The organism is Streptomyces sp. NPDC033229, assembly GCF_055576875.1.
In genome coordinates this window covers 63,257-85,566 of sequence record NZ_JBVIQR010000025.1, presented here as the reverse complement: position 1 = coordinate 85,566, position 22,310 = coordinate 63,257, and the positions used below count along the sequence as shown (strand labels likewise).

Below are 22,310 nucleotides of genomic sequence, written 5' to 3'. Positions count from 1 at the left end.
TTACGGCACATGTCGTGGTCATCACCGAGCCACCCGGGGCGTATGAGGAGCCCGTACCCCGCGCGCAACATCGCGGACGCCGCCGTGAAACGGCCGGGGGCGAACCTGGTCGGCATGACGACGACCGACACGCACTGCCCGTACTGCGCACTGCAGTGCGGCATGGGGCTGCGACGCCCTCCCCCCGGCGCCGGCCCCGGCGTGCCACCCGTGGAGGTCGTCGAGCGTCCCGGCTTCCCCGTCAACCGGGGCGCGCTGTGCGGCAAGGGCCGCACCGCCGCCGCCGTCCTGGACCCCGCCGTGCGGCTGACGGCCCCGCTCGTCCGCGACCCCGCCACCGGCACCCTCGTGCGGGCGTCGTGGGACGAGGCCCTGCACCGGGTCGCGGCCGGGCTCGAGGAGACCGCCACCCGCTATGGGCGTGAGGCCACCGGCGTCTTCGGCGGCGGCGGACTGACCAACGAGAAGGCCTATCTGCTGGGCAAGTTCGCACGCGTCGTGCTGCGCACCCCGCACATCGACTACAACGGCCGCTTCTGCATGTCGTCCGCCGCCGCGGCCCACCGGGCCGCGTTCGGCATCGACCGGGGGCTGCCCTTCCCGGTCGAGGACATCGCCACAGCCGGGTGCGTCATCCTGGTCGGCGCCAACCCCGCCGAGACCATGCCGCCCCTGCTGCGGTACTTCACCGAACTGCGCCGCAACGGCGGCCATCTCATCGTCGTCGACCCGCGCCGCACCCGCACCGCCGAACAGGCCGACACACACCTGCGCCCGGTGCCGGGCACCGACCTCGCGCTCGCCCTGGGACTGCTGCATCTCGCCATCGCCGACGGCCACCTGGACGAGGAGTTCATCGCCGACCGCACCACCGGCTACGAACAGGCCCGGGCGGCGGCCATGGCGCACTGGCCCGAGCGGGTCGAACAGCTCACCGGGGTACCGGTGCCGCTGATGCGCGAGGTGGTCCGCCGGTTCGCCGACGCCCCCACCGCCATGGTCCTCACCGCCCGGGGCGCCGAGCAGCACAGCAAGGGCACCGACACCGTCGGCGCGTGGATCAACCTGTGCCTGGCCACCGGCAAGGCCGGCCGCCCGGGCAGCGGCTACGGCTGTCTGACCGGCCAGGGCAACGGCCAGGGCGGGCGCGAACACGGCCAGAAGGCCGACCAGCTGCCCGGCTACCGCTCCCTCACCGACCCCGCGGCACGCGCCCACGTCGCGAAGGTGTGGGGCGTGGACCCCGGCACGCTGCCGGGCCCCGGGGTGAGCGCGTACGAGCTGCTGGACCGCCTCGGCACCCCCGGCGGCGTCAGGGCCCTGCTGGTGGCGGGCTCCAACCCGGTGGTGTCCGCCCCGCGCGCGTCCCACATCACCGAACGCCTCGCGGCACTGGACTTCCTCGCCGTCAGCGATGTCGTGCTCTCGGAGACCGCGGCGCTGGCCGATGTGGTCCTGCCCGTGGCGCAGTGGGCCGAGGAGACCGGCACCACCACCAACCTGGAGGGCCGGGTCATCCTGCGACAGGCCGCCGTCACCCCGCCCGACGGCGTACGCACCGACCTCGAAGTGCTGCGCGGACTCGCCGCGCGCCTCGGCGTCCCCCAGGGCTTCCCCGACGACCCGCAAGAGGTGTTCGAGGAGCTGCGGCGCGCCTCCGCGGGCGGCCCCGCCGACTACGCGGGCATCAGCTACCGCCGGATCCGGGCCGAGGACGGCGTCTTCTGGCCCTGCCCCCGGCCCACCCACCCGGGCACCCCGCGCCTCTTCCTCGACCGCTTCGCCACCCCCGACGGCCGGGCCCGCTTCGCCGCCGTCTCCCACCGGCCGGCCGCCGAGGAGCCCGACGCCCACTACCCGCTGCACCTGACCACCGGTCGGGTCACCGCCCAGTACCAGAGCGGGGCGCAGACCCGGCGCGTGCCCGAACTCAACGCGGCCGCGCCCGGCCCGTTCGTCGAACTCCACCCCCGCCTCGCCACGCGCCTCGGGGTCACCGACGGCCAACTGCTGGCCGTCACCAGCCGCCGCGGCCGGGCCCTGGCCCCCGCCCGCATCACCGACACCATCCGCCCCGACACCGTCTTCATGCCCTTCCACTGGCCCGGCGCGGGCCGCGCCAACACCCTCACCAACCCCGCACTCGACCCGGTATCGAAAATGCCTGAATTCAAGGTGTGCGCCGTCCGGGTGGAGATAGCGACGACCGGAGAGCAGTCATGAGCCCCCACCGCATCGCGGTCGTCGGCGCCGGCATGGCCGCCGCCCGCTTCGCCCGGCAACTCCGGGCCCACAGCGCCCCCGAGGACATCGAGCTGACGCTCTACGGAGCCGAACCCGACGCCCCCTACAACCGGACCCTGCTCACGGAGGTCCTCACCGGCCGGTACGCCGACGTCGATCTCCCCTACGGACCGGGCACCACGGTCCGTACCGGCACCGAGGTCGTCGCCCTCGACACGGACGCGCACAAGCTCGTCCTCGCGGACGGGGAGCACACCGCCTACGACACCCTGGTCCTGGCCACCGGGGCGAGCCCCGTGCGGCCGTCCCTGGCGGGCTCGCGCACACCGGACGGCGCCCTCCTCGACGGCGTGCACCTCCTGCGCACGCTCACCGACTGCCGGCGCCTCGCTGCGGCCGCCGCCCGGGCCACCCGGGCCGTCGTCATCGGCGGGGGAGTGCTGGGCGTCAGCGCCGCCCGGGCGCTCGCCTCCCTCGGTCCGCACGTCGAGATCGTCCACCGCGAATCCCACCTGATGGACCGGCACCTCGACGCCGAGTCGGCGGCGGCACTGCGTCATCAGCTGACCGGCCTCGGCATCGGCACCCACGTGGGCGAGGAGGCCCGCGCCCTGCACGGCACCGGCCGCCCGGCCGCCGTCGAACTGGCCGACGGCTCCCACCTGCCCACCGACCTCGTGCTCCTGACCTGCGGAGTCCGCCCCCGCACCCACCTGGCCCGGGCCGCCGGGCTCGCCGTGCGCCAAGGGATCGTCGTCGACGACCGCCTGGCGACCTCCGCCCCCGACATCCACGCCCTCGGCGACTGCGCCGAACACCGGGGCGTCGTCCACGGTCTGGCGGATCCCGCCTGGCGGCAGGCGGACACCCTGGCCGCCCTCCTCTCGGGCGCCGACCCGCACGCCCGCTACACCGGCACCCGCCCCCCGACCCGGCTGACGGCGGGCCCCCTGCACCTGGCCGCCTTCGGCGATCCGGCCGCCGAACACCAGGGCGGCCACGAGGTACTGCGCCTCGCCGACGCCACCCGCGGCACCCACAAGAAGCTCGTCCGACGCGGCGACCGGCTGGCGGGCGCCGTCCTGCTCGGCGACCTCACCACCCTCGGCGACCTGCTCGCCGTATGGCAACGCGACGAGGACCTCCCCGCCGACCCCCTGTACCTGATCCACGAAGGAGCCCGCTCGTGACGCGACCGTCCGATGCCACCGACACCCGCCGCCACCTCGTCCTGGTCGGCCACGGCATGGTCGGCCAGCGCTTCCTGGAAGCGCTGTACGAGAAGGAGGGCGCGGACCGCCGGTGGCGCGTCACCGTACTGGCCGAGGAACCCCGGCCCGCCTACGACCGCGTGCACCTCACCGCCACCTTCAACGGCACCCGCGCCGAGGACCTGGCCCTCACCCCGCCCGGCTTCCTCGACACCCACGGCATCGACCTGCGCCTGGGGGAGCCCGCCACCGCCATCGACCGCGAGGGGCGCACCGTCACCACCGCGTCCGGGGCCCGGATCGGCTACGACGCCCTGGTCCTGGCCACCGGCTCCTACCCCTTCGTGCCGCCCGTACCCGGCCACGACGCCGACGGCTGCCACGTCTACCGCACCATCGAGGACGTCGCAGCCATCCGCGCCCGCGCCGCCGGCGCGCGCACCGGAGTCGTCGTCGGCGGCGGACTCCTCGGCCTGGAGGCCGCCGGAGCCCTGCGCGCCCTCGGCCTGCGGACGCACGTCGTCGAATTCGCCCCCCGCCTGATGGCCCTCCAGATCGACGACGCCGGAGGCGCCGCCCTGCGCCGCAAGATCGAAGAGCTGGGCGTGTCCGTCCACACCGGAGCCGGCGCCGAACGGATCGACTCGGGCGCCGACGGCAAGGTCCGCGCCCTGGCCCTCTCCGACGGCACCGTCCTCGACGCGGACCTCGTCGTCTTCTCCGCGGGCGTACGGCCCAGGGACCAGCTCGCCCGCGACTGCGGACTGCCCGTCGGAGAGCGCGGCGGCATCATCGTCGACACCGGCTGCCGCACCGCCGACCCCCGCGTCCACGCCATCGGCGAATGCGCCCTCGCCGCCGACGGCCGGGTCTACGGACTCGTGGCCCCCGGCTACGCCATGGCCGAGACCGCGGCCCGCCGACTGGACGGCGGGGAGGACGAGTTCACCGGCGCCGACACCTCCACCAAACTCAAACTCCTCGGCGTCGACGTCGCCAGCTTCGGCGACGCCCACGGCACCACCGAAGGCGCACTGGACGTCCTCTACGCCGACAGCCGGGCCGGCGTCTACAAGAAACTCGTCATCGGCCCCGACGGCAGCCTGCTCGGCGGCATCCTCGTCGGGGACGCAGACTCCTACGCTACCCTCCGACCGCTCGCCGGGAGCCGCGCCCCCCTGCCCGTACCGCCCGAACAGCTCCTGCTGCCCGACTCGGCCGGACCCGCGGGCGGCCCGGTGGGGGCCGCGGCCCTCCCCGACGACGCGGTCATCTGCTCCTGTCACAACGTCAGCAAGGGCACGATCCGCGCCGCGGTCGGCGAAGGCGGCTGCGCCACGGTCGCCGCCGTCAAGAAGTGCACCAAGGCCGGCACCGGCTGCGGCAGCTGCGAGAAGGCCCTCACCACCCTCGTCACCGACGAACTCGCCGCCACCGGCACCGAGACGGCCCGGGGCCTGTGCGAACACTTCAGCCACACCCGCGCCGAGCTGTACGAGATCATCCGGGTCAAGGGCATCACCACCTTCACCCGGCTCCTCGCCGAGCACGGCAGCGGCCAGGGCTGCGCCGTCTGCAAACCCACCGTCGCCTCCATCCTGGCGACCCTCGGGGACACCCCCTACATCCTCGACGGCGAACAGGCCGCTCTCCAGGACACCAACGACCACTTCCTCGCCAACCTCCAGCGCAACGGCTCCTACTCCGTCGTCCCCCGCGTCCCCGGCGGCGAGATCACCCCCGACGGGCTCATCACCATCGGGGAGATCGCCCGCGACTTCGGCCTCTACACCAAAATCACCGGCGGCCAGCGCATCGACATGTTCGGCGCGACCGTCGACCAGCTGCCCCCGATCTGGCGCCGCCTGGTGGACGCCGGATTCGAGTCCGGCCACGCCTACGGCAAGGCCCTGCGCACCGTGAAGTCGTGCGTCGGTCAGACCTGGTGCCGCTACGGCGTACAGGACTCCGTCGCCCTCGCCATCGACCTCGAACTGCGCTACCGGGGCCTGCGTGCCCCGCACAAACTCAAGTCCGCGGTCTCCGGCTGCGCCCGCGAGTGCGCCGAGGCACAGAGCAAGGACTTCGGTGTCATCGCCACTTCCACCGGCTGGAACCTCTACGTCGGCGGCAACGGCGGCATGACACCCCGCCACGCCGACCTGCTGGTCCAGGACGTCGACCGCACCACGCTCATCCGCACCATCGACCGGTTCCTGATGTTCTACATCCGCACCGCCGACCGGCTCGAGCGCACCGCCCCCTGGATCGAGCGACTCGAAGGCGGCCTCGACCACCTGCGCGCCGTGATCCTCGACGACGCGCTGGGCATCTGCGCCGAACTCGACGCGCTGATGGACCGCCACGTCGGCACCTACCAGGACGAATGGGCCGCGACCCTGGACGACCCCGAACGCCTGCGCCGCTTCGCCTCCTTCGTCAACGCCCCCGGCACCCCCGACCCCGCCGTGCGCTTCGTCCCCGAACGCGCCCAGATCCGACCCGCCCGCCCCGGCGACGCGGACGGCACGGCCCCGTCCACGCCCCTGATCGCCGGCCCCGCCCTGAAGGTGCGTACCTCATGACCGACACCGCTCACGCCCCCACGGCCCTCACCGAGCAGCCCGCGCTTCCACCACCCCCACCGAACGAAGTGGCGGGCACGGCTCCCGCCCCGGACGCGCTCGTCGAGATCGGCGACGGCGACACCTGGACCAGCGTGTGCCGCTACGGCGACCTCACCCCCGGCCGGGGCGTCACCGCGCTCGTCGGCGGCGAACAGGTCGCCCTCTTCCGCGACGCCGGCGGAGCGCTCCACGCCCTCGCCAACCGCGACCCCTTCAGCGGCGCGTACGTCATCTCCCGCGGTGTCACCGGCAGCCGCGCCGGTACCCCCGTGGTGACCTCGCCCATGTACAAGCAGGCATTCGACCTGCGCACCGGCGACTGCCTCGACGAGGAGAGCACCCCCGACGGCGCCCCCGCCGCCCTGCGCACCTGGCCCGTACGCACCACCGCGCCGGCCACCCCGCCGCCACCGCCCCGGTCCGCACGGCCCGCACCTGCACGGGCCCGCACCCTCACCGAATGGCGCCCCGAGGACCCCGCGTTCTGGGAACGCGTCGGCGCCCGCATCGCCCGGCGCAACCTCTGGCTGTCGGTCCTCACCGAACACATCGGTTTCTCGATCTGGAGCATGTGGTCGGTCCTCGTGCTCTTCCTCGGCCCGGAGTACGGCATCGACGCCGCCGGGAAGTTCACCCTCACCGCCGTTCCCACAGCCGTCGGCGCGGCGCTGCGCCTGCCCTACACCGCCGCGGTCGGCCGCTTCGGCGGCCGGAACTGGACCGTCGTCAGCGCCCTGCTGCTTCTGATCCCCACCGCGTTCGTCGCCGTCGTCCTCGAACCCGGCGTCTCCTACTCCACGCTGCTCGTCGCCGCCGCCGTGGCCGGCGTCGGCGGCGGCAACTTCGCCTCCTCCATGGCCAACATCAACGCCTTCTACCCGCAGCGGCTCAAGGGCCGGGCCCTCGGCATCAACGCGGGCGGCGGCAACCTCGGCGTCCCCGCCGTGCAGCTCGTCGGCCTGCTGATCCTCGCCACCGCCGGTGCCGCGCACCCGCGCCTGCTGCCCCTGATCTACCTCCCGCTGATCGCCCTGACCGCCGTCGTGGCCTTCCTCCGCATGGACAACGTGCCCACCACGCGGGAGACCGGACCCGCCCTGCGCGAGATCACCCGGGACCGTCACACCTGGGTGATGTCACTGCTGTACCTGGGCACGTTCGGATCGTTCATCGGCTTCAGCTTCGCCTTCGGACTGGTCCTCCAGGCGCAGTTCCACCACCAGCTCGACACCCCGGTCAAGGTCGCGTGCCTGACGGTGCTGGGCCCGCTGCTCGGTTCGCTCGCCCGGCCCTTCGGCGGTGCGTGGGCCGACCGCCACGGTGGTGCGCGGGTGACCCTGGTGACCTTCGCCGCCATGGCCGTCGGCGCCGCCCTGATCCTCACCGCCTCCCGGCTCCATCTCCCGGCCCTCTTCCTCGCCGCGTTCGCCGCGCTGTTCGTCCTCAGCGGCATCGGCAACGGCTCCACCTATCGCATGATCCCCGCGCTCCACCGCGCCAAGGCCCGCCACCGGACCCTGACCGGCGGTACCGATCCCGCCGCGGCCGAGGCCACCGCTCAACGCCACGCCACCGCCCTGATCGGCCTCGCGGGGGCGATCGGCGCCTTCGGGGGCGTGCTCGTCAACGTCGCCTTCCGGCAGAGCTTCCTCACCGCACACAACGGCGACGCGGCCTACGTCGCCTTCCTCGCCTTCTACGCCGTCTGCTCGGCCCTGACCTGGACCGTGTACCTGCGCCCGTCACCGCACCGGCTGAGCGGAGTCTGACCCCGGGGCCGATTCCTCTTCCTCGAAGAAGCCCCGGGGAAGGAGAAACGGTAGTGTGGCCGCCGCTTCTTCGTGAGGGAGGGACCATGGCCGACGCGCCGCAGGCCACCACCGTGCGCGGGACCCGCAAGGACCAGGCCCGCAACCGGCGACGGCTGCTCGATGCCGCCCGCGAGGCGTTCGGGGAACAGGGCCCGGACGCCGGCATCGACGGCATCGCCCGCCGGGCGGGCGTCGGCGCCACCACCTTCTACCGGCACTTCCCGACGAAGGACGACCTGGTCGACGCGCTGCTCGACGAACTGTCCGAAGGCGCCCGCGACGCCGCCGAGCAGGCCGTCGGCATCACCGACGGCTGGACGGCCTTCCGGGCCGTCTTCACCCGGGGCTGTGTCGCGCACGAGGAGGACCTCGCGCTGTTCGACACCCTGTGCCGCACCAGCGCGCGGGCGGCCGAGCACGGGCGGTGCGCCACCGTCGAGCTGATCGGCCCCGCCGTCGAACGCGCCCGACGCGAGGGGCTGTTGCGCGCCGACGCGACCGTGGAGGACATCGCCGCGTTCATGCGCATGGCCGACTCGGCCGCCTCCGCCCGGCAACGCCGCCGGGCACACGACGTCCTCCTGGCCGGTCTCCGCTCCCGCGACGGTGCCCCCGACGCCTGACGTCACGGCGGCGGCCCGAGGCGTTACCGCCCGGCCGGTGCGGCGGCTTCGAGGTCGTCGACGCTGCCGGACATGAGGGTGGGCACGTGCTCGGTGATGTGCTCGGCGGGCCAGTCCCACCACGCCAGGGCGAGCAGACGGGCGATGTCGGCCTCGCCGAACCGGGTGCGGATGAGCTTGGCCGGATTGCCGCCCACGATGCCGTAGTCGGGAACGTCGTCGACGACGACCGAGCCGGAGGCGACGATCGCGCCGTGTCCGATGCGGACGCCGGGCATCACCATGACGCCGTAGCCGAACCACACATCGTTGCCGACCACGGTGTCCCCCCGGCCGGGCAGCCCGCTCAGCAGATCGAAGTGCTCGGCCCAGGAACCGCCCATGACGGGGAAGGGAAACGTCGAGGGGCCGTCCATCCGGTGGTTGGCGCCGTTCATGATGAACCGCACCCCGGTGCCCAGCGCGCAGAACTTCCCGATGACGAGCTTCTCCGGCCCGTAGTGGTAGAGCACGTTGCGGCTCTCGAACGCGGTCGGCTCGTCCGGGTCGTCGTAGTAGGAGTACTCCCCGGCCTCGATCAGCGCGGAGGTCACCAGCGGCTTCAACTGGACGACGCGCGGCTGGTCGGGAAAGGGGTGGAGCGCGGTGGGATCGGCGGGAACGCGGCGCACGGTGCATCACTTCCGGGTCGTGGTGGGTGACCTCCATGATGCCGCGCCCGTTCCACGCGTTCCCGCCGTGCCGGCAGCGGTATTCGGCCGATTCCACCGGGCCGCCCACGGGCGCTCTTCCGCGGGACCTCGGCTGCCCGGCCCGCGTTGCCGGGTGTGACCGGCTGTGTTGAAGTGGAGCCGACCGTAATGTCTCCCATGCCGCCGCGGCCGTTCACGGGCCGCGGGGCGAGGTCGGATCATGGACGACGATCTTCGGGCGCCGGGACACCCCGGCGCCGCGCCGCACGGTGCCGCCTCGGCGGGCCGCCATGGCTGAGACCCCGGCCGACGCCCGACTGCGCAAGGTCACCGGCGCGAAGGTCTTCGCGAGCGACTACCGCCCGCGCGACCTCGCCGCCGAGGGATGGCCCGCCGACTGCGCCCACGCCCTGCTGCTGCGCAGCAGCCACGTCGACCGGCCCTACCTCCGCCTCGACCTCGACCTGCTCCCCGCCGAGCTGCGACCCGACCAGCTCGTACGGGCCCAGGACCTCACCTCCCCGCCCTACCGCAACCAGATCTCGGCCGAGTCCGTCCAGGCCCTGCTCCCCGAGGGAGAAGTGGCCGACTACCTCGGGCAACCCGTCGCCATCGCCCTCTACGGCGACTTCGTGCGGTTCCGCCGCGCGGCACAGGAACTGCGCGAGGACGCCGGCCCCTTGGTGTACGGACCGCCTCAGGCGACCGGCCCCACCCCCACGACCGCGCAGGAGCTGGAGGAGTGGACGCACCTGCGGGCCACCGGTGCCCAGCGGCAAGCGCACTTCCTCCTCGACACCACCGTTCCCCAGGGCTACTCCCACTGGAACCGGGGACGGGTCACCTTCGACGGCACGGCCTTCATCCGTGACGACGAGCCGGACCCCGAGGCGGACGAGCTGTTCAGGGCCCTCGCAGCCGAACCGACCGACCCCACGGAAACCCAGCTCGTCACGACGACCTTCACCCAGCAGACCGACCCGGCATTCCTGGAGCCCGAAGCCGGACTCGGCTGGCTGGACCGTACGACCCAGGACCTGCACCTGCTCCTCGGCACCCAGTCCCCGCACGGCGACGTGCCCGATCTGCGCAGACTCCTCGGCGCCGGCAACCCGGCGGTGAAGTCCATCCGGCTGACCACGACCGACAGCGGCGGCGGCTTCGGCGGGCGGGACAAGTCGTACGTCGCCGGCGACACCTACCTGGGCCGCCTGGCGATCCGCCATGTCCTCACCCCGCCACTCCTGGAATGGGGCGGCCACATCGGCTACGACATCCGCCCCTCCGCCCGCCGTCGCGGCCACGCGACGGCGATGCTGCGCGCCGCACTCCCCATCGCCCGCGACCTCGGCATCGACCGGGCACTGATCACCTGCGATCCGGACAACGTCGCCTCCCGCAAGGTGATCGAGGCCTGCGGCGGCGTCTACGAGGACCGGCGACGGCAGAAGCTGCGCTTCTGGGTCTCCACGACCGGCGAGCAGGGTGCTGCCACGGGGCGGTGAGTTCCGTCGCGGAAAAGAAAATGCCCCGGACCGTATTGACGGCCGGGGCATTTCTCTGCGTATATTGGAGAATTCCATGCCCAGATGAACTCATGGCATGGAGAAGCGTTATGAGGCCATGATATCCGGGTGGGAGCAGAATTGTCAAACGAGAAATTGGCACACGAGCAGGAATTCATCGATCTGCTCCACGGCCGCCTGGCCGAACTGCGGGCAGCCGCCGAGGCGTCGGTGGAGGACGCCCTGGCTCCGGCGGGGAACGGCCTCCAGGCGCGGCTGGAGCGGGATGTACTGGTCGCCGAGCAGTCCGGGCTGCTCGCCGCCTTCAATGCCGGGGAGAACGGGCTGTGCTTCGGTCGGCTGGTGTTCCGGGACGGACGCGATCACCACATCGGCCGGATCGGTATCCGGCGTGACGACGCCGACCGCACCCCGCTGGTCATCGACTGGCGGGCGGAGGTCGCCCGCCCCTTCTATCTCGCCACCGGGCACACCCCCATGGGGCTGAGCCGCAGGCGTCACATCACCACCGAAGGCCACCGGGTCACCGCTCTGCACGACGAGATCCTGGACCTCGCCGACACCCTGCGCACCGGCCATGAGGGAACCGACGCGGACGCCGTCCTGCTCGCGGCGCTGGACGCCTCCCGCACCGGCCGGATGCATGACATCGTGCAGACCATCCAGGCCGAGCAGGACCGCATCATCCGCGCCCCGCACCACGGCGTCCTCGTCGTGGAGGGCGGCCCCGGCACCGGGAAGACCGTCGTGGCCCTGCACCGGGCCGCCTTCCTGCTCTATGCCCACCGGGAGCAGCTGGCCCGCCGGGCCGTGCTGATCGTCGGGCCCAACCCCGCCTTCCTCGGCTATATCTCGGAGGTGCTGCCCTCCCTCGGGGAGACCGGCGTCCTGCTCGCCACGCCGGGCGAGCTCTTCCCCGGCGTGACCGCCACCGGAGCCGACACCGCCCGGGCCGCCGCCGTCAAGGGCGGTGCCGCGATGGCGGACGCGCTGGCGCGGTTCGTGCGGGACCGGCAGACGCTGCCCGACCCCGTCACCGTGATCGAGCACGAGGACGGCGAACTGCTGCTGGACGCCGAGATCGCCGACGAGGCCCGGCGCCGGGCCCGCGAGACCCGGCTGCCGCACAACCTCGCCCGCCCCTACTTCGCGTTCCGCGTCATCGACGCGCTGACCGCACAACTGGCGGACCGGCTCGGCGCCGACCCCTACGGCGGCCCGAACTTCCTCGGCCCCGACGACATCGCCCAGCTCGGCAAGGCCATCGCCGTCAGTCCCCACGTGCGCTCCGCCATCGAGGAGCTGTGGCCCGCCCTCACACCGGAGCAACTGGTCGCCGACTTCCTCGCCGACCCCGTCCACCTGCCGGAAGCCGACGCGCGGGCCATCCGCCGCACCGGCGGCGACTGGACCCCCGCGGACGTCCCGCTGCTCGACGAGGCAGCCGAACTCCTCGGCGAGGACGACGCGGCGGCCCGTGCGGCCGCCGAGGCCGAGCGCCAGGAGCGCATCGCCTACGCGCAGGGCGTCCTCGACCTCAGCTACGGCTCCCGCACCCAGGAGTTCGAGGACCGTGAGGACGAGGACTCGGAGGTGCTGGCCGCGCACGACCTGGTCGACGCGGAACGGCTCGCGGACCGGCACGAGGAGGCCGACCACCGCAGCGCCGCCGAACGCGCCGCCGCCGACCGCACCTGGGCGTTCGGCCACATCATCGTGGACGAGGCGCAGGAGCTGTCCGCGATGGCGTGGCGGCTGCTCATGCGCCGCTGTCCGACCCGCTCGATGACCCTGGTCGGCGACCCGGCGCAGACCGCCGAACCGGGTGGCTGCGGTGCGTGGGAGCCGATCCTCGCGCCGTACGTCGAGGGCCGCTGGGAACACATCAAGCTGGGCGTCAACTACCGGACGCCGACGGAGATCATGGAGATCGCCGCGGACGTGATCCGGTCCGTGGACACCGCGTTCGAGCCGCCGCGCTCGATCCGTTCCACGGGCGTACGACCCTGGGCGCGGCACACCGGCGACCTGCCCGGCGCGGTCGCCGAGGCCGTGGCCCGGGAGACGCGCCCGGAAGGCCGCCTCGCGGTGATCGCCCCGCGCGGCCACCACGACGCCCTGGCCGCGGCCATCCCGGCTGCCTCCGCCGGCGCTTCCCCGGATCTGACCAGCCCGGTGGTGCTGCTCGACCCGAGGCAGGCCAAGGGCCTGGAGTTCGACACGGTGATCGTGGCGGAACCGGGGGAGTTCGGGGTGAGCGACCTGTATGTCGCGCTCACCCGGGCGACGCAGCGGCTGGGCGTGGTCCACACGGGGGCGCTGCCCGCGGGGCTGGAGACGCTGGGAGCCGGTGACACCGCCGCTGTGTCCGGCCGGTGACCGCTCGGTGCGGGGACGCGCCGCGTCCCCGCACCGAGAAGGAGAGGAGCCGAGCCCTACGGCTTTGCCGAGTCCATCCCCGGGCGGGCCTGCCGCCACAGCCCCCGTGTGAAGTCGGGGATGGCCTGCGGCGCGCCCTGTGCCTTGATCGAGGCATGGCTGAGCGGCACGGGAGCGGTCCAGGTGGCCCCGTCGTACACGTCGAAGTCGGGCACCAGGCCCAGGAGCATGCACTGCATCAGCCGGAAGACCATGATGTAGTCCATGCCGCCGTGCCCGCCGGGCGGATTGGCGTGCTCCTTCCACAGCCAGTGGTCCCACTTCTCGTACTTCTTGAAATCGCCCCACGTGTCATCGGACATCTCCGGCTCGAGGTAGATCCTCGGCGGGTAGTCCTCGAAGACCCCCTTCGTGCCGCCCAGAATGTTCAGACGGCTGTAGGGATGCGGATTGGAGACCGCGTGCTCCAGCCGGATCACCCGGCCCTTCGCCGTCTGGACGAGACTGATCGACATGTCGCTCTGGACATAGCTCTCCTTCCAGCTGGGATCGCCCGGCGGCATGTGTTCCGCGCGATAGGCGGCCAGCCCCAGGGCGGGGGAGCCGAACGTCGTGATCCGCACCGCTCGGTCCCCGCGGTTGACGTCCATGTAGTTGGCGACCGGCCCGAACCCGTGGTTGGGGTAGAGGTCACCCTTGAGCCGGGTGTGCCAGAGCCGCCGCCACGGGCTCTCGTAGTACGTCGGCGAGAACATCAGGCCGCGCAGATCGTGGATGTACGCGCCCGCGCCGTGCAGAAGGTCACCGAAGAGACCCGCGTGCGCCATGCGCAGGACCCGCATCTCGTTTCTGCCGTAACAGCAGTTCTCCATCTGTATGCAGTGCCGACGGGTGCGCTCCGAGAGGTCCACCAACCGCCACAGCTGGCCGAGCTCCATGGCGAGCGGACACTCGACGCCGACGTGCTTGCCGTTCAGCAAGGCCGCTTCGGCCATCGGGAAGTGCCATTCCCAGGGCGTCGCGACGTAGACGAAGTCCAGATCACCACGCGCGCAGAGCTGTTCGTAGTCGTCCTCGCCCTTGGTGTAGAGGGCGGGAGCCGGCCGGCCCGCGGCCGTGACCTTGGCGGCGACCTTCTCCGCCTTCGCTCTGACCGGGTCGCACAGCGCGTTGACCGTGACACCGGGGACGGCGAGGAAGAGGTCGGTCATGGCATCGCCGCGATTGCCCAGGCCGATGATCCCGACCCGGACGGTGCCACGTCGCTCGAACGGTGTGCCGATCATGGTCTTGCCCTGGCGGGCCGGCCAGGCCGGCTCGTCGGCCGCCTGCCGCACCGGGGCGCCGGGGACCTGGGGGGCTGCCGCGGCGCTCGCCGCGCCGAGTCCGCCGAGGCCCACGCCGAGTCCGGCGCCGGCGGCGCCCGCGGACCTCAGCACGGAGCGGCGGCTGACCTCGGGGTCCTCGTGGTGGTGCTGCGGGGCTGGCTCGTGCATCGGTCCTCCTGGGAGCTGATGATGAGCTGCACGTGCGTGAACGTCGGTAAGGACCTTGACGGTTGAGGCGGATGCAGCGCAAGAGGCCCGGGGGGCTACGTGCCGGTTCGTCGAGCAGTCCAGCAGCCCAGCAGCAGTCGAACAGTGGTGCGTCAGAGGGGCCGGGCGCCGGAGCCTGCGACGCCCGGCGGCGGCCTGCCGTGCATGGCGCCATCGTCGGCGGTCGGTGGCCGTCCTGCCCCCGCACCGGCGATCGGCACGGTCGCGACCCTCTGCCCCCGGTCCGGGCGGCCCGACTCTCGTCGCCCCCGGCCCCGCCCCGCGCGCGGCGTAACCCCGGCTCGTAGCCCGATTGGTTCGAATCCGGTCGGCATCGGCTTCACCGAGTCCGTGACCGGTGATGTGTTGTCACGGGGAGGGGATCATCGAAGGAAGGATCTCTATGCGCAGCCAACTGCTCAGACGCGGGGTGAGGACGGCGGCCGTCGCCGCCCTCACCTTCGCCACCACCGTGGGCGGAGCGAGCGGTGCCACCGCACAACGGCACGGGACGTCCCCGGTCGACGTCACCGTCAACGCCTCCGGAATCAAGGCACCGCACCACCACGAAGGCGGCCGTGTCGCCTTCCGGGTCTCGACCGACGCCAAGGACGGCCGTCAGCTCCAGGTCGTGCGCCCGCACAAGGGCGTACCCATCCGCCGCGTGCTCCGCGACCTGGCCGACGCGGTCAGTCAGACCCCGTCCAAGGCGGCGGCCGGAATGCGGGCGTTCGAGGCCGACGCCGAGGCCGTGGGCGGAGCCTTCGTCACCCGGAAGGTGCACGAGGAATTCGTCACGTCGATCCCGGACGGCACGGTCTACCTGATCGACTTCACGGCGTTCCTGGCCCATCCCACCAAGCCGGTGGTGAAGTCCCTCAAGCTGTACGGTTCGCACGACGGGCACCACAAGGCCCTGACGAGGTCACCGCACAGCACCGTGACCTTCCGGGACACCGACGCGGGACCGCGTTTTGGTACCGAGGGTCTGGTCTCCTCCCACAAGCCCATCCTGATCCGCAACGCTTCGTCCGAGGTCCACGAGGCCCAGATCCAGCGGGTCGTCGCCGGTACCACCGACCGCGGGCTCCGCAAGTACTTCGACGCGATGGCGCAGGGCAAGAAGGCGAAGTCGCCGTTCACCGGTCAGCCCGTGGGCTTCGGTGGTATCTCGCCCGGTCACAAGGCGCTTTTGCGCATCCACGGGCTGAAGCCGGGCACCTACGCGCTGACATGCTTCGTTCCCGATGAGCACAGCGGTCTGCCCCACGCCTTCGTGGGCATGTACAAGATCGTTCACCTGCGTTGAGGGAAGGGAGGTCATCGGGGGTGGTTCTCCACCCCCGATGACCTCCGCTCACGCCGCGGCCTTCTCGAACTCGCCGGTGAAGGCAGCGCAGAAGGCCTCCAGATCGCCGGGCTTGCGGCTGGTGACGAGCGTATTGGGGCCGCTCGCGCAGACCGCGACCTGCTCGTCGACCCAGGTGCCCCCGGCATTGCGGACATCGGTGCGCAGACTCGGCCACGAGGTGAGGGTCCGGCCCCGCACGACGTCGGCCTCCACCAGGGTCCAAGCGGCGTGGCAGATGGCCGCGACGGGTTTGCCCGCGTCGAAGAACCCCTTCACGAAGGCCACAGCCCGCTCGTCCATCCGCAGGGCGTCGGGGTTGGCGACGCCTCCGGGCAGGACCAACGCGTCGTAGTCGTCGACGCCGGTGTGATCCAGCTCCGCGTCCACGGCGAAGGTGTCACCCTTGTCCAGATGGTGGAACGCCTGGATCCGGCCGGACTTCGTGGAGACCAGCCGGGGGGTGCCGCCCCTGTCGAGCACCGCCTGCCAGGGGTCGGTGAGCTCGATCTGTTCGACACCTTCCGGTGCCACCAGGAACGCGATCCGCATGCTGCTCATCATGGTCCTCTCATTGTCGGAGAAGTGGTTCTGACCGGTGGCGACGGGGCGGCGCGGCCGCACGGGTCACGCGGTCCCGCCCCACGCCGGTACGGGTGACCGGACGGCGGCCGGTAAAACCCCCGCCCGCCCCGAATCCCCTCGAACGACGCGCCCGGGCTACTCCCTCGGCTTGTGGCGGTGCAGGGCCCAGCCGGGCAGTCCGAACCAGCACAGCAGCAACCAGGCGACCACCCCCGCGACCAGCCACGGCACGGCCGCGTTGTCCAGCGCGATCCGCAGGATCAACAGCAGCGCCGAGGCGACGGTGGCCAGGAGCAGCACGATCCCGACCATGGTCAGCCGCGCGGCCCAGGCGACGGTCTGCGGCTTCATCCGGCGTCCGCTCAGGATCCGGTGGAACGAGACAGGGCCGACGAGCGCGCCGGTGGTGGCCGCGCCCAGGACGACCGTGACCACGTAGATGACGCGATCGGTGTCGTCCAGGGTGGCGAACCGGGGCGTGAAGACCACGGTCAGCAGGAAACCGAAGAGGATCTGCACGCCCGTCTGCGTGACGCGGACCTCCTGGAGCAGCTCGCTCCAGAGCCGGTCCGCCCGTTCGTCGGCCGACTCGTCGCGCCCGCTGTGCCGCTCCTCGCCCGGCCCGGTCCTGTCGTCCTGCCCTCCGGTCACCGCCATACGGCCCCTCCTTCCTGTCCTCTCGCCACCGTCCCGCCGCCGCGCCGCGATGTTTGGCGCTCCTCTCAGCTTGCGCCGGATCGCTCTCCGGGGTGGTCCGGGCGGAGGGGGAGCGGCGAGTGGAAAGGTGGGGGGATCCTCTCCGCCCGGGCCGCTCCCCACGCGGGGGAGAGAAGCCGTCACCCGGTCGGCTGCCCGCCGACCGGCTTCGTTGCGCCGTCCGGTACCCCACGTCGGGGCGGGGCCGCCACCGACGGATTCGACAGCGGAGACGGCGTCCGCGATCGCTCCCGAGGCCGGGGTGGAGACGGGTGTCGCGGCACTGCAAGGCTTGCGCCACGCACGGCTGCGGACCGAGCACGGGGCCGAACCGGCCCCGGCCTGTCGTTCCCGGTGGTCGCCACCGTACGGGCCCCCGGCCAACTCCCGTCCCACCCTCGCGATTTCCTGTCGGCACTCGCCGATCGGATCGCCGACGGCTCGGTCCCGCACGGACCCGGCCGTCCGCCCTCGGGGAACCACTCGGAATTCCCGGCAATGACGGCGACGACAGGGGGAACAAGGAAACACAAACACGTCAGGCCGAGTGCGGTTGCGGACCTCGAAGGCCGCCCACAGGGTGGGTTTTGAAGGCAGCCGCCTTCCGACAGACAGGAGACCGGACCATGAGCAAGGCAAAGGGCAAGGCCAAGCAGGTCAAGGGCAAGCTGAAGGAGACCGCCGGCCGCGCCACCGACGACAAGCGGATGGAAGCCGAGGGGCGTGCCGAGAAGGTGCAGGGCAAGGCCCACGAAACGGTGTCGGACGCCAAGAAGAAGTTCGAGCGCTGACACCTCCGGTTCCGGCGACGGCTTCCACGGCCGCCGACCTCAGGGTGAGGTGACCTCAGGGTCGGCGGCCGTCGCCGATCATCGGCAGCCACTGCCTAGCCCGCACTGGTGGCATACTGCCTTCGCCCCTTGCGGATGGCCTGTCGGTCCGCCTCGCTCGTCGCACCCCATACCCCGTATTCCTGACCGGAGTTCATGGCCCAGCGCAGGCACTCTTCCATGACGGGGCAGCGTCGGCACACGGACTTGGCGTCCTCGGTCTGCGTGACGGCGGGGCCCGTGGTGCCGACGGGGAAGAACAGGTCGGGGTCCTCTTCCCGGCAGGCGGCGTCTTGTCGCCAGTTCACGTGGCAACTCCCTCTGTCGCGATCGGATCGGCTGTCTCTCTTCGCGTTGCCGGGAAAAGACGGCGTATTCCTGATCCCGGCGCCGGGCCGGGACTTCCGCGCGTCAGCCGTCCAGCAGACGGCTCACCACCCTGCCGAAGACCAGTCGGCCGGTCCAGGTGATCAGCGGGTCGAACAGCCGCGGCAGCCCGCGGACACGGAGGTCCTCCTCCCAGACGGCCCACGACCCCGCACCGTGCGCGCGTACTTCCAGCTCGGCCCAGCCGGTGACCACCGAACCTCGCTTCTCCAGCCGGCAGCGGCCGGGGGCGGTGGCGGAGGGGGGCTGCCAGCGGACGACGTCCATGGAGTCGTCGAAGGAAACGCGCCCGACTCCCGTGCGGGCCACGAACCTCGTCCCCACACCGGGCGGATGCGGCGTCAGCACGACGATCCGGGTGAGCGGGACATGCGCCGCGTGGTCCTCCCAGCGGGTGAGCCGTTGCCACGCGGCATCGACGGGCAGCCGTGACGGGCGTTCGATCAGGAACGGGGCCATGACGGCATCGTAGGCGGCGGTGCCTCGGCGCCCCGGGCCCGTCATGGCCGGAGCGGGCCCGGAAGAACCGCCGTGGGGTGGCCGCGTCAGCCGAAGACGGACTCCACCCCGATCGCGACGGTCAGCAGCGCCATGAAGAAGGCCACCACGCCCGCGCAACCACCGAACAGCACCGTGCGCGCCCGCACCGGCCGTCCCTCGGCGGAGCGGCGCCGGGCGAGTCGCGCCAGCAGCCCCGCGGGGATGATCAGGGACGTCACCGCGAGCCACCACCAGAGGTAGACAGGGGGAGCCGCCACGCCCCCGCGGACCCCGGCCCCCACACCCACCACGGCGACCCCGGCCGCCGAGACCGCCGAGGCCCCGGCCGGTATCCACCACCAGGCTCCCGCTCCGCCCCACCACACGCCGGCCCGGCGCGCCAGCGCGACGGTGGGCATCACCAACGTCAGCGCCAGGACCAGGGCCACGCCGGCCACGACCGGGAGGAGGAACGGCAGGGCCACGACGGCCAAGGCTCCGCTTTCGTCCTCGGGGCCGGGATGGGTCACCCCCCAGGACCACAGCGCGGCGGCCGCGAACGCCATCTCGACCATCAGCGCCGAAACCGTCACCGCGAGCCCGGAGAACGGCCGCCCGTCGCAGTCTGCTGTCACTGTCCGCACGCCCTGATCATCCCCCGTCCCTCCTCCTGCGTGCGTCCCTCCTTCCACGTGGCCCCAGGTGTGGATCATGTAGTGTGACCAACACCAGTACGGAAACGACCGAGGAGGTGAGCCCCATTACCGCTGTAGCAGGCTGGGTGCTCTCATCTCACGGCTGTACGGTTCACTTGTCGCAGTGACCGGGAGAGCGCCCTTCGGTACCCCGAAAGGCTTCCCATGTCGGTTTCCCCGTCATCGCTCTCTTCTTCCCTCTCCCGATCCGTCCTCGTCACCAGGCTCCGGGCCGTCGGCTGTGTCTTCGCCGAGGACGAGGCGGAACTGCTCCTCTCCACGGCACGTACCCCCGCCGACCTCGCCGCCATGGTGGACCGCCGGATCGCCGGACTTCCCCTCGAACACGTCCTCGGCTGGGCGGAGTTCCACGGGTTGCGCATAGCCGTCGGCCCCGGAGTCTTCGTCCCCCGCCGCCGCACCGAGTTCCTCGTCGGCCAGGCCGTCGCCCTCGCCCGGCAGACCATGGCCACCGCCGCGCGGACCGCACCCGTCGTCCTCGACCTGTGCTGCGGCTCGGGCGCGGTGGGCGCCGCGCTCGGCGCGGCCCTGGACCGGATCGAGTTGCACGCCGCCGACATAGACCCCGCCGCGGTGCGCTGCGCCCGCGGCAACCTCGCCGCGGCCGGTGGCCGGGTCTACGAGGGCGACCTCTACGAACCGCTGCCCACCACCCTGCGGGGCCGCGTCGACCTCCTCGTCGCCAACGCGCCCTACGTACCGACCGAGGCCATCGGACTGCTGCCCCCGGAGGCCCGTCTGTACGAGCCCCTGGTGTCGCTCGACGGCGGCGCGGACGGGCTGGAGGTCCAGCGGCGGGTGACCGCCGCGGCGCCGCTGTGGCTGGCGCCGGGCGGCCACCTGCTGGTCGAGACGAGCGAGCGTCAGGCACCGAGGACCGTCGAGGCCTTCGCTGCCGGCGGGCTGGTCCCGCGCGTGGTCACCTGCGACGACCTGAACGCCACCGTCGTCATCGGAACCAAGCCCGCCGCCGCGTCCACGGGGGAGCGGCACGGCCGGTAGCACCCGCGGGCGCCACCGCCCCGCGCCCCGGCCGCCCGGTCATCGGGGCGGGGCGGCCAAGCCCTCCTGAACCACAGCCGGTTGAGCGGCACCGTCCCCGCTGTCTGCCCTCAGATACCAGCGCAGCAGTTCCACCGTCCGGCCGCCCAGGACGGGTTCGGCCCGGTCGATCAGTACGTTCAGGCGCGTGCGCTCGACGGGGGAGAGGGCCGCGTACGCCGACGCCGCGTCGGCGGGGCACCACCGTGGCACGGCGGCCCGGGCCCGGACGCGCAGCCCCGGCTCCGGGTCGTCCAGCAGGCTCAGGAGACAGCGCAACCGGACCAGGCTGCGGTGCTCCGACAGCAGACGGTAGGCAGCCGTCCGCACATGCCGGGACCGGTCGACGGCCAGACGCTCCCACAGCCACGCCTCGGGGAGCTCCGCGGCGTACGGCATGAGCGCGACGGACGCCTCGCGCACGACGGACGCCGACGGGTCATCCAACAGCAGGCGCAGCCACGTGGGGTCCGCCGCGCCCAGCGTGCGCAGCGCGCCGACCGCGCGGGCCCGCACCGGGCCGCTCGGATGCGCGAGCAGGGGGCGCAGCCCGTCGGCATCCGCCCGGTTGCCGCACTCGCCCAGCCCGGCGACGGCCCCCGGAGAGACGGCCCCGGCCGGGCCGGCGCACGCCTTCCGGTAGTGCGGCAGCGGGTCCTGGCCGTGTTGGCGCAGAACCCACCGCGCGCAGGCGCGGACGACGCCAGAGCGGTCGGCGAGGAAGACCGTGGCCTCCTCGGCGCGTCCGGTCCGGCCCAGCGCCGTCACCCCCGCCGCACGCACACGCGAGTGGCGGGAGCCCAGCAACGGCCGGAGGATCTCGTCATGCCGACCGTCCCCGGCGCGGGCAAGAGCGGCGTCGGCGCACAAGTCCTGGACGACCACGTCGTCGTCGGTGGCCGCGAGGTGGGCGAGACGGGCGGGGGAGAAGCGTTCCCGGTCGATCGCGATCCGGTGCGCGAGGCGGCGGGTGGCCCGGTCCCGGGTGCCCAGCAAGGCGTCGGTGAGCTCGTCGTCGGCCCGCCGCAGGGTCTCCACGACCAGCTCCCGGGCCCACTCACCGTGCCGGCGCCGTGCCGTGCGCAGCACGATGGCGGTCACGGTGGCCAGGGTCGTCGGATCCGGGCCGGCCAGTGCCGAGCGCAGCAACTCCCGGGCCTGCGCGCGGACCGGGACGGCCCAGTCCGCGCAGCGCACGGCGACGAGCGGCAGCAACGCCGGGACGGCCGCGCCGCGCACCAGGGCGGCCTGTCGTATCCGACCGTCGGGGTGGCACAGGGCCACGGCGAGCGACGGTTCGTTCGCGGGCGGCTCGCCGGCCCGTACCCACGCCATGGAGGGCAGCGCGTCCGACCAGGGCCAGGACGAGGACAGCCGCCGTATTCCGAGGTCGAGTGCGATCCAGTGCTCGGCGTCCCCGGGGTCGAGAACGCTCTCCAGCGCCACCGCGCTTTCCCGGCGGGCGGCGTCGACCGCCTTCCGGGCCGGCTCGTCAGGCTTGTTCACGTGATGTCTCTCCGCTCTCGCCGAACTCGTCGCATCCACCGTCGCCCTGCACCTGCACCTTTACCTGCGCGCG

Annotated in this window: 17 protein-coding genes and 2 pseudogenes; 11 read left to right on the top strand and 8 right to left on the bottom strand. The window is 72.7% G+C overall.

The features are described 5' to 3' along the window. Positions 1 to 114: 114 nt before the first annotated feature. The 5 genes from ACZ53N_RS22220 (at position 115) to ACZ53N_RS22200 (ending at position 8,516) form a co-directional block, all read left to right on the top strand. Positions 115 to 2,223 carry a molybdopterin oxidoreductase family protein gene (locus ACZ53N_RS22220; RefSeq protein WP_469142599.1) on the top strand — a complete coding sequence of 703 codons (2,109 nt, stop codon included), beginning with the start codon at positions 115 to 117 and terminating at the stop codon, positions 2,221 to 2,223. After that, positions 2,220 to 3,434, top strand: coding sequence for an NAD(P)/FAD-dependent oxidoreductase (locus ACZ53N_RS22215; RefSeq protein ID WP_469142560.1), 1,215 nt, complete (start codon positions 2,220 to 2,222; stop codon positions 3,432 to 3,434). Before ACZ53N_RS22220 ends, ACZ53N_RS22215 begins: the two co-directional genes overlap by 4 nt. Before the next feature lie 56 nt (positions 3,435 to 3,490). Continuing rightward, positions 3,491 to 6,040, top strand: a complete 2,550-nt coding sequence (nirB, locus tag ACZ53N_RS22210) for a nitrite reductase large subunit NirB (protein WP_469142598.1) — start codon at positions 3,491 to 3,493, stop codon at positions 6,038 to 6,040. Next, a complete protein-coding gene (locus tag ACZ53N_RS22205) occupies positions 6,037 to 7,851 on the top strand; it encodes an MFS transporter (protein WP_469142559.1) in 1,815 nt (604 codons plus the stop codon). The genes nirB and ACZ53N_RS22205 overlap by 4 nt, the downstream gene beginning before the upstream one ends. Positions 7,852 to 7,937: 86 nt before the next feature. After that, positions 7,938 to 8,516 (top strand): TetR/AcrR family transcriptional regulator, encoded by a 579-nt coding sequence (locus ACZ53N_RS22200; RefSeq protein WP_469142558.1) that lies wholly within the window; start codon positions 7,938 to 7,940, stop codon positions 8,514 to 8,516. Positions 8,517 to 8,539: 23 nt separating this feature from the next. Here the strand turns inward: ACZ53N_RS22200 and ACZ53N_RS22195 are convergent, their stop codons facing one another. Continuing rightward, positions 8,540 to 9,187 carry a CatB-related O-acetyltransferase gene (locus ACZ53N_RS22195; RefSeq protein ID WP_469142557.1) on the bottom strand — a complete coding sequence of 216 codons (648 nt, stop codon included), beginning with the start codon at positions 9,185 to 9,187 and terminating at the stop codon, positions 8,540 to 8,542. A gap of 311 nt (positions 9,188 to 9,498) precedes the next feature. Between ACZ53N_RS22195 and ACZ53N_RS22190 the strand changes: the two are divergent. From ACZ53N_RS22190 to ACZ53N_RS22180, 3 genes and pseudogenes are all read left to right on the top strand, one after another. Continuing rightward, positions 9,499 to 10,380 (top strand): annotated as a pseudogene (locus tag ACZ53N_RS22190) (molybdopterin cofactor-binding domain-containing protein); the annotation flags it as partial. 9 nt (positions 10,381 to 10,389) lie between these two features. Continuing rightward, a pseudogene (locus ACZ53N_RS22185) lies at positions 10,390 to 10,713 on the top strand (GNAT family N-acetyltransferase); the annotation flags it as partial. A 156-nt stretch (positions 10,714 to 10,869) separates the two neighbouring features. After that, positions 10,870 to 13,113: a HelD family protein gene (locus ACZ53N_RS22180; RefSeq protein ID WP_469142556.1), complete on the top strand. Its 2,244-nt coding sequence runs from the start codon at positions 10,870 to 10,872 to the stop codon at positions 13,111 to 13,113. 56 nt (positions 13,114 to 13,169) lie between these two features. On the opposite strand, the gene ACZ53N_RS22175 is transcribed toward ACZ53N_RS22180, so the two are convergent. After that, positions 13,170 to 14,609: a Gfo/Idh/MocA family protein gene (locus tag ACZ53N_RS22175; protein WP_469142555.1), complete on the bottom strand. Its 1,440-nt coding sequence runs from the start codon at positions 14,607 to 14,609 to the stop codon at positions 13,170 to 13,172. A 442-nt stretch (positions 14,610 to 15,051) separates the two neighbouring features. On the opposite strand from ACZ53N_RS22175, the gene ACZ53N_RS22170 reads away from it, so the two are divergent. Then, positions 15,052 to 15,957 carry a hypothetical protein gene (locus ACZ53N_RS22170; protein ID WP_469142554.1) on the top strand — a complete coding sequence of 302 codons (906 nt, stop codon included), beginning with the start codon at positions 15,052 to 15,054 and terminating at the stop codon, positions 15,955 to 15,957. 48 nt (positions 15,958 to 16,005) lie between these two features. Here the strand turns inward: ACZ53N_RS22170 and ACZ53N_RS22165 are convergent, their stop codons facing one another. Next, positions 16,006 to 16,548 carry a type 1 glutamine amidotransferase domain-containing protein gene (locus ACZ53N_RS22165; RefSeq protein WP_469142553.1) on the bottom strand — a complete coding sequence of 181 codons (543 nt, stop codon included), beginning with the start codon at positions 16,546 to 16,548 and terminating at the stop codon, positions 16,006 to 16,008. 168 nt (positions 16,549 to 16,716) lie between these two features. Continuing rightward, positions 16,717 to 17,238 carry a DUF6328 family protein gene (locus ACZ53N_RS22160; protein WP_469142552.1) on the bottom strand — a complete coding sequence of 174 codons (522 nt, stop codon included), beginning with the start codon at positions 17,236 to 17,238 and terminating at the stop codon, positions 16,717 to 16,719. A 665-nt stretch (positions 17,239 to 17,903) separates the two neighbouring features. On the opposite strand from ACZ53N_RS22160, the gene ACZ53N_RS22155 reads away from it, so the two are divergent. Continuing rightward, positions 17,904 to 18,068: a CsbD family protein gene (locus tag ACZ53N_RS22155; protein ID WP_469142551.1), complete on the top strand. Its 165-nt coding sequence runs from the start codon at positions 17,904 to 17,906 to the stop codon at positions 18,066 to 18,068. 95 nt (positions 18,069 to 18,163) lie between these two features. Here the strand turns inward: ACZ53N_RS22155 and ACZ53N_RS22150 are convergent, their stop codons facing one another. From ACZ53N_RS22150 to ACZ53N_RS22140, 3 genes are all read right to left on the bottom strand, one after another. Then, entirely contained in the window at positions 18,164 to 18,415 is a 252-nt protein-coding gene (locus ACZ53N_RS22150) for a WhiB family transcriptional regulator (protein WP_469142550.1), read from the bottom strand. Between the two features lie 103 nt (positions 18,416 to 18,518). Continuing rightward, entirely contained in the window at positions 18,519 to 18,953 is a 435-nt protein-coding gene (locus tag ACZ53N_RS22145) for an SRPBCC family protein (RefSeq protein ID WP_469142549.1), read from the bottom strand. An 86-nt stretch (positions 18,954 to 19,039) separates the two neighbouring features. Continuing rightward, the gene (locus ACZ53N_RS22140; protein ID WP_469142548.1) at positions 19,040 to 19,618 is read right to left on the bottom strand and encodes a hypothetical protein; all 579 of its coding nucleotides are present in this window, start codon (positions 19,616 to 19,618) and stop codon (positions 19,040 to 19,042) included. Between the two features lie 216 nt (positions 19,619 to 19,834). Here ACZ53N_RS22140 and ACZ53N_RS22135 point away from each other — a divergent pair, with 216 nt between their 5' ends. After that, the gene (locus ACZ53N_RS22135) at positions 19,835 to 20,692 is read left to right on the top strand and encodes a putative protein N(5)-glutamine methyltransferase (protein WP_469142547.1); all 858 of its coding nucleotides are present in this window, start codon (positions 19,835 to 19,837) and stop codon (positions 20,690 to 20,692) included. Between the two features lie 39 nt (positions 20,693 to 20,731). Here ACZ53N_RS22135 and ACZ53N_RS22130 read toward each other — a convergent pair whose 3' ends face one another. Continuing rightward, positions 20,732 to 22,237 (bottom strand): hypothetical protein, encoded by a 1,506-nt coding sequence (locus ACZ53N_RS22130; protein WP_469142546.1) that lies wholly within the window; start codon positions 22,235 to 22,237, stop codon positions 20,732 to 20,734. Between the last annotated feature and the right edge of the window lie 73 nt (positions 22,238 to 22,310).

What these genes read in the sequence shown, in the direction of transcription:
- ACZ53N_RS22155 (WP_469142551.1), top strand. Translation starts at nt 17,904, where the DNA reads ATGAGCAAGGCAAAGGGCAAGGCCAAGCAGGTCAAGGGCAAGCTGAAG.
- ACZ53N_RS22145 (WP_469142549.1), bottom strand. Translation starts at nt 18,953, where the DNA reads ATGGCCCCGTTCCTGATCGAACGCCCGTCACGGCTGCCCGTCGATGCC.
- ACZ53N_RS22175 (WP_469142555.1), bottom strand. Translation starts at nt 14,609, where the DNA reads ATGCACGAGCCAGCCCCGCAGCACCACCACGAGGACCCCGAGGTCAGC.
- ACZ53N_RS22205 (WP_469142559.1), top strand. Translation starts at nt 6,037, where the DNA reads ATGACCGACACCGCTCACGCCCCCACGGCCCTCACCGAGCAGCCCGCG.
- ACZ53N_RS22200 (WP_469142558.1), top strand. Translation starts at nt 7,938, where the DNA reads ATGGCCGACGCGCCGCAGGCCACCACCGTGCGCGGGACCCGCAAGGAC.
- ACZ53N_RS22215 (WP_469142560.1), top strand. Translation starts at nt 2,220, where the DNA reads ATGAGCCCCCACCGCATCGCGGTCGTCGGCGCCGGCATGGCCGCCGCC.
- ACZ53N_RS22170 (WP_469142554.1), top strand. Translation starts at nt 15,052, where the DNA reads ATGCGCAGCCAACTGCTCAGACGCGGGGTGAGGACGGCGGCCGTCGCC.
- ACZ53N_RS22135 (WP_469142547.1), top strand. Translation starts at nt 19,835, where the DNA reads ATGTCGGTTTCCCCGTCATCGCTCTCTTCTTCCCTCTCCCGATCCGTC.
- ACZ53N_RS22165 (WP_469142553.1), bottom strand. Translation starts at nt 16,548, where the DNA reads ATGCGGATCGCGTTCCTGGTGGCACCGGAAGGTGTCGAACAGATCGAG.
- ACZ53N_RS22160 (WP_469142552.1), bottom strand. Translation starts at nt 17,238, where the DNA reads ATGGCGGTGACCGGAGGGCAGGACGACAGGACCGGGCCGGGCGAGGAG.
- nirB (WP_469142598.1), top strand. Translation starts at nt 3,491, where the DNA reads ATGGTCGGCCAGCGCTTCCTGGAAGCGCTGTACGAGAAGGAGGGCGCG.
- ACZ53N_RS22220 (WP_469142599.1), top strand. Translation starts at nt 115, where the DNA reads ATGACGACGACCGACACGCACTGCCCGTACTGCGCACTGCAGTGCGGC.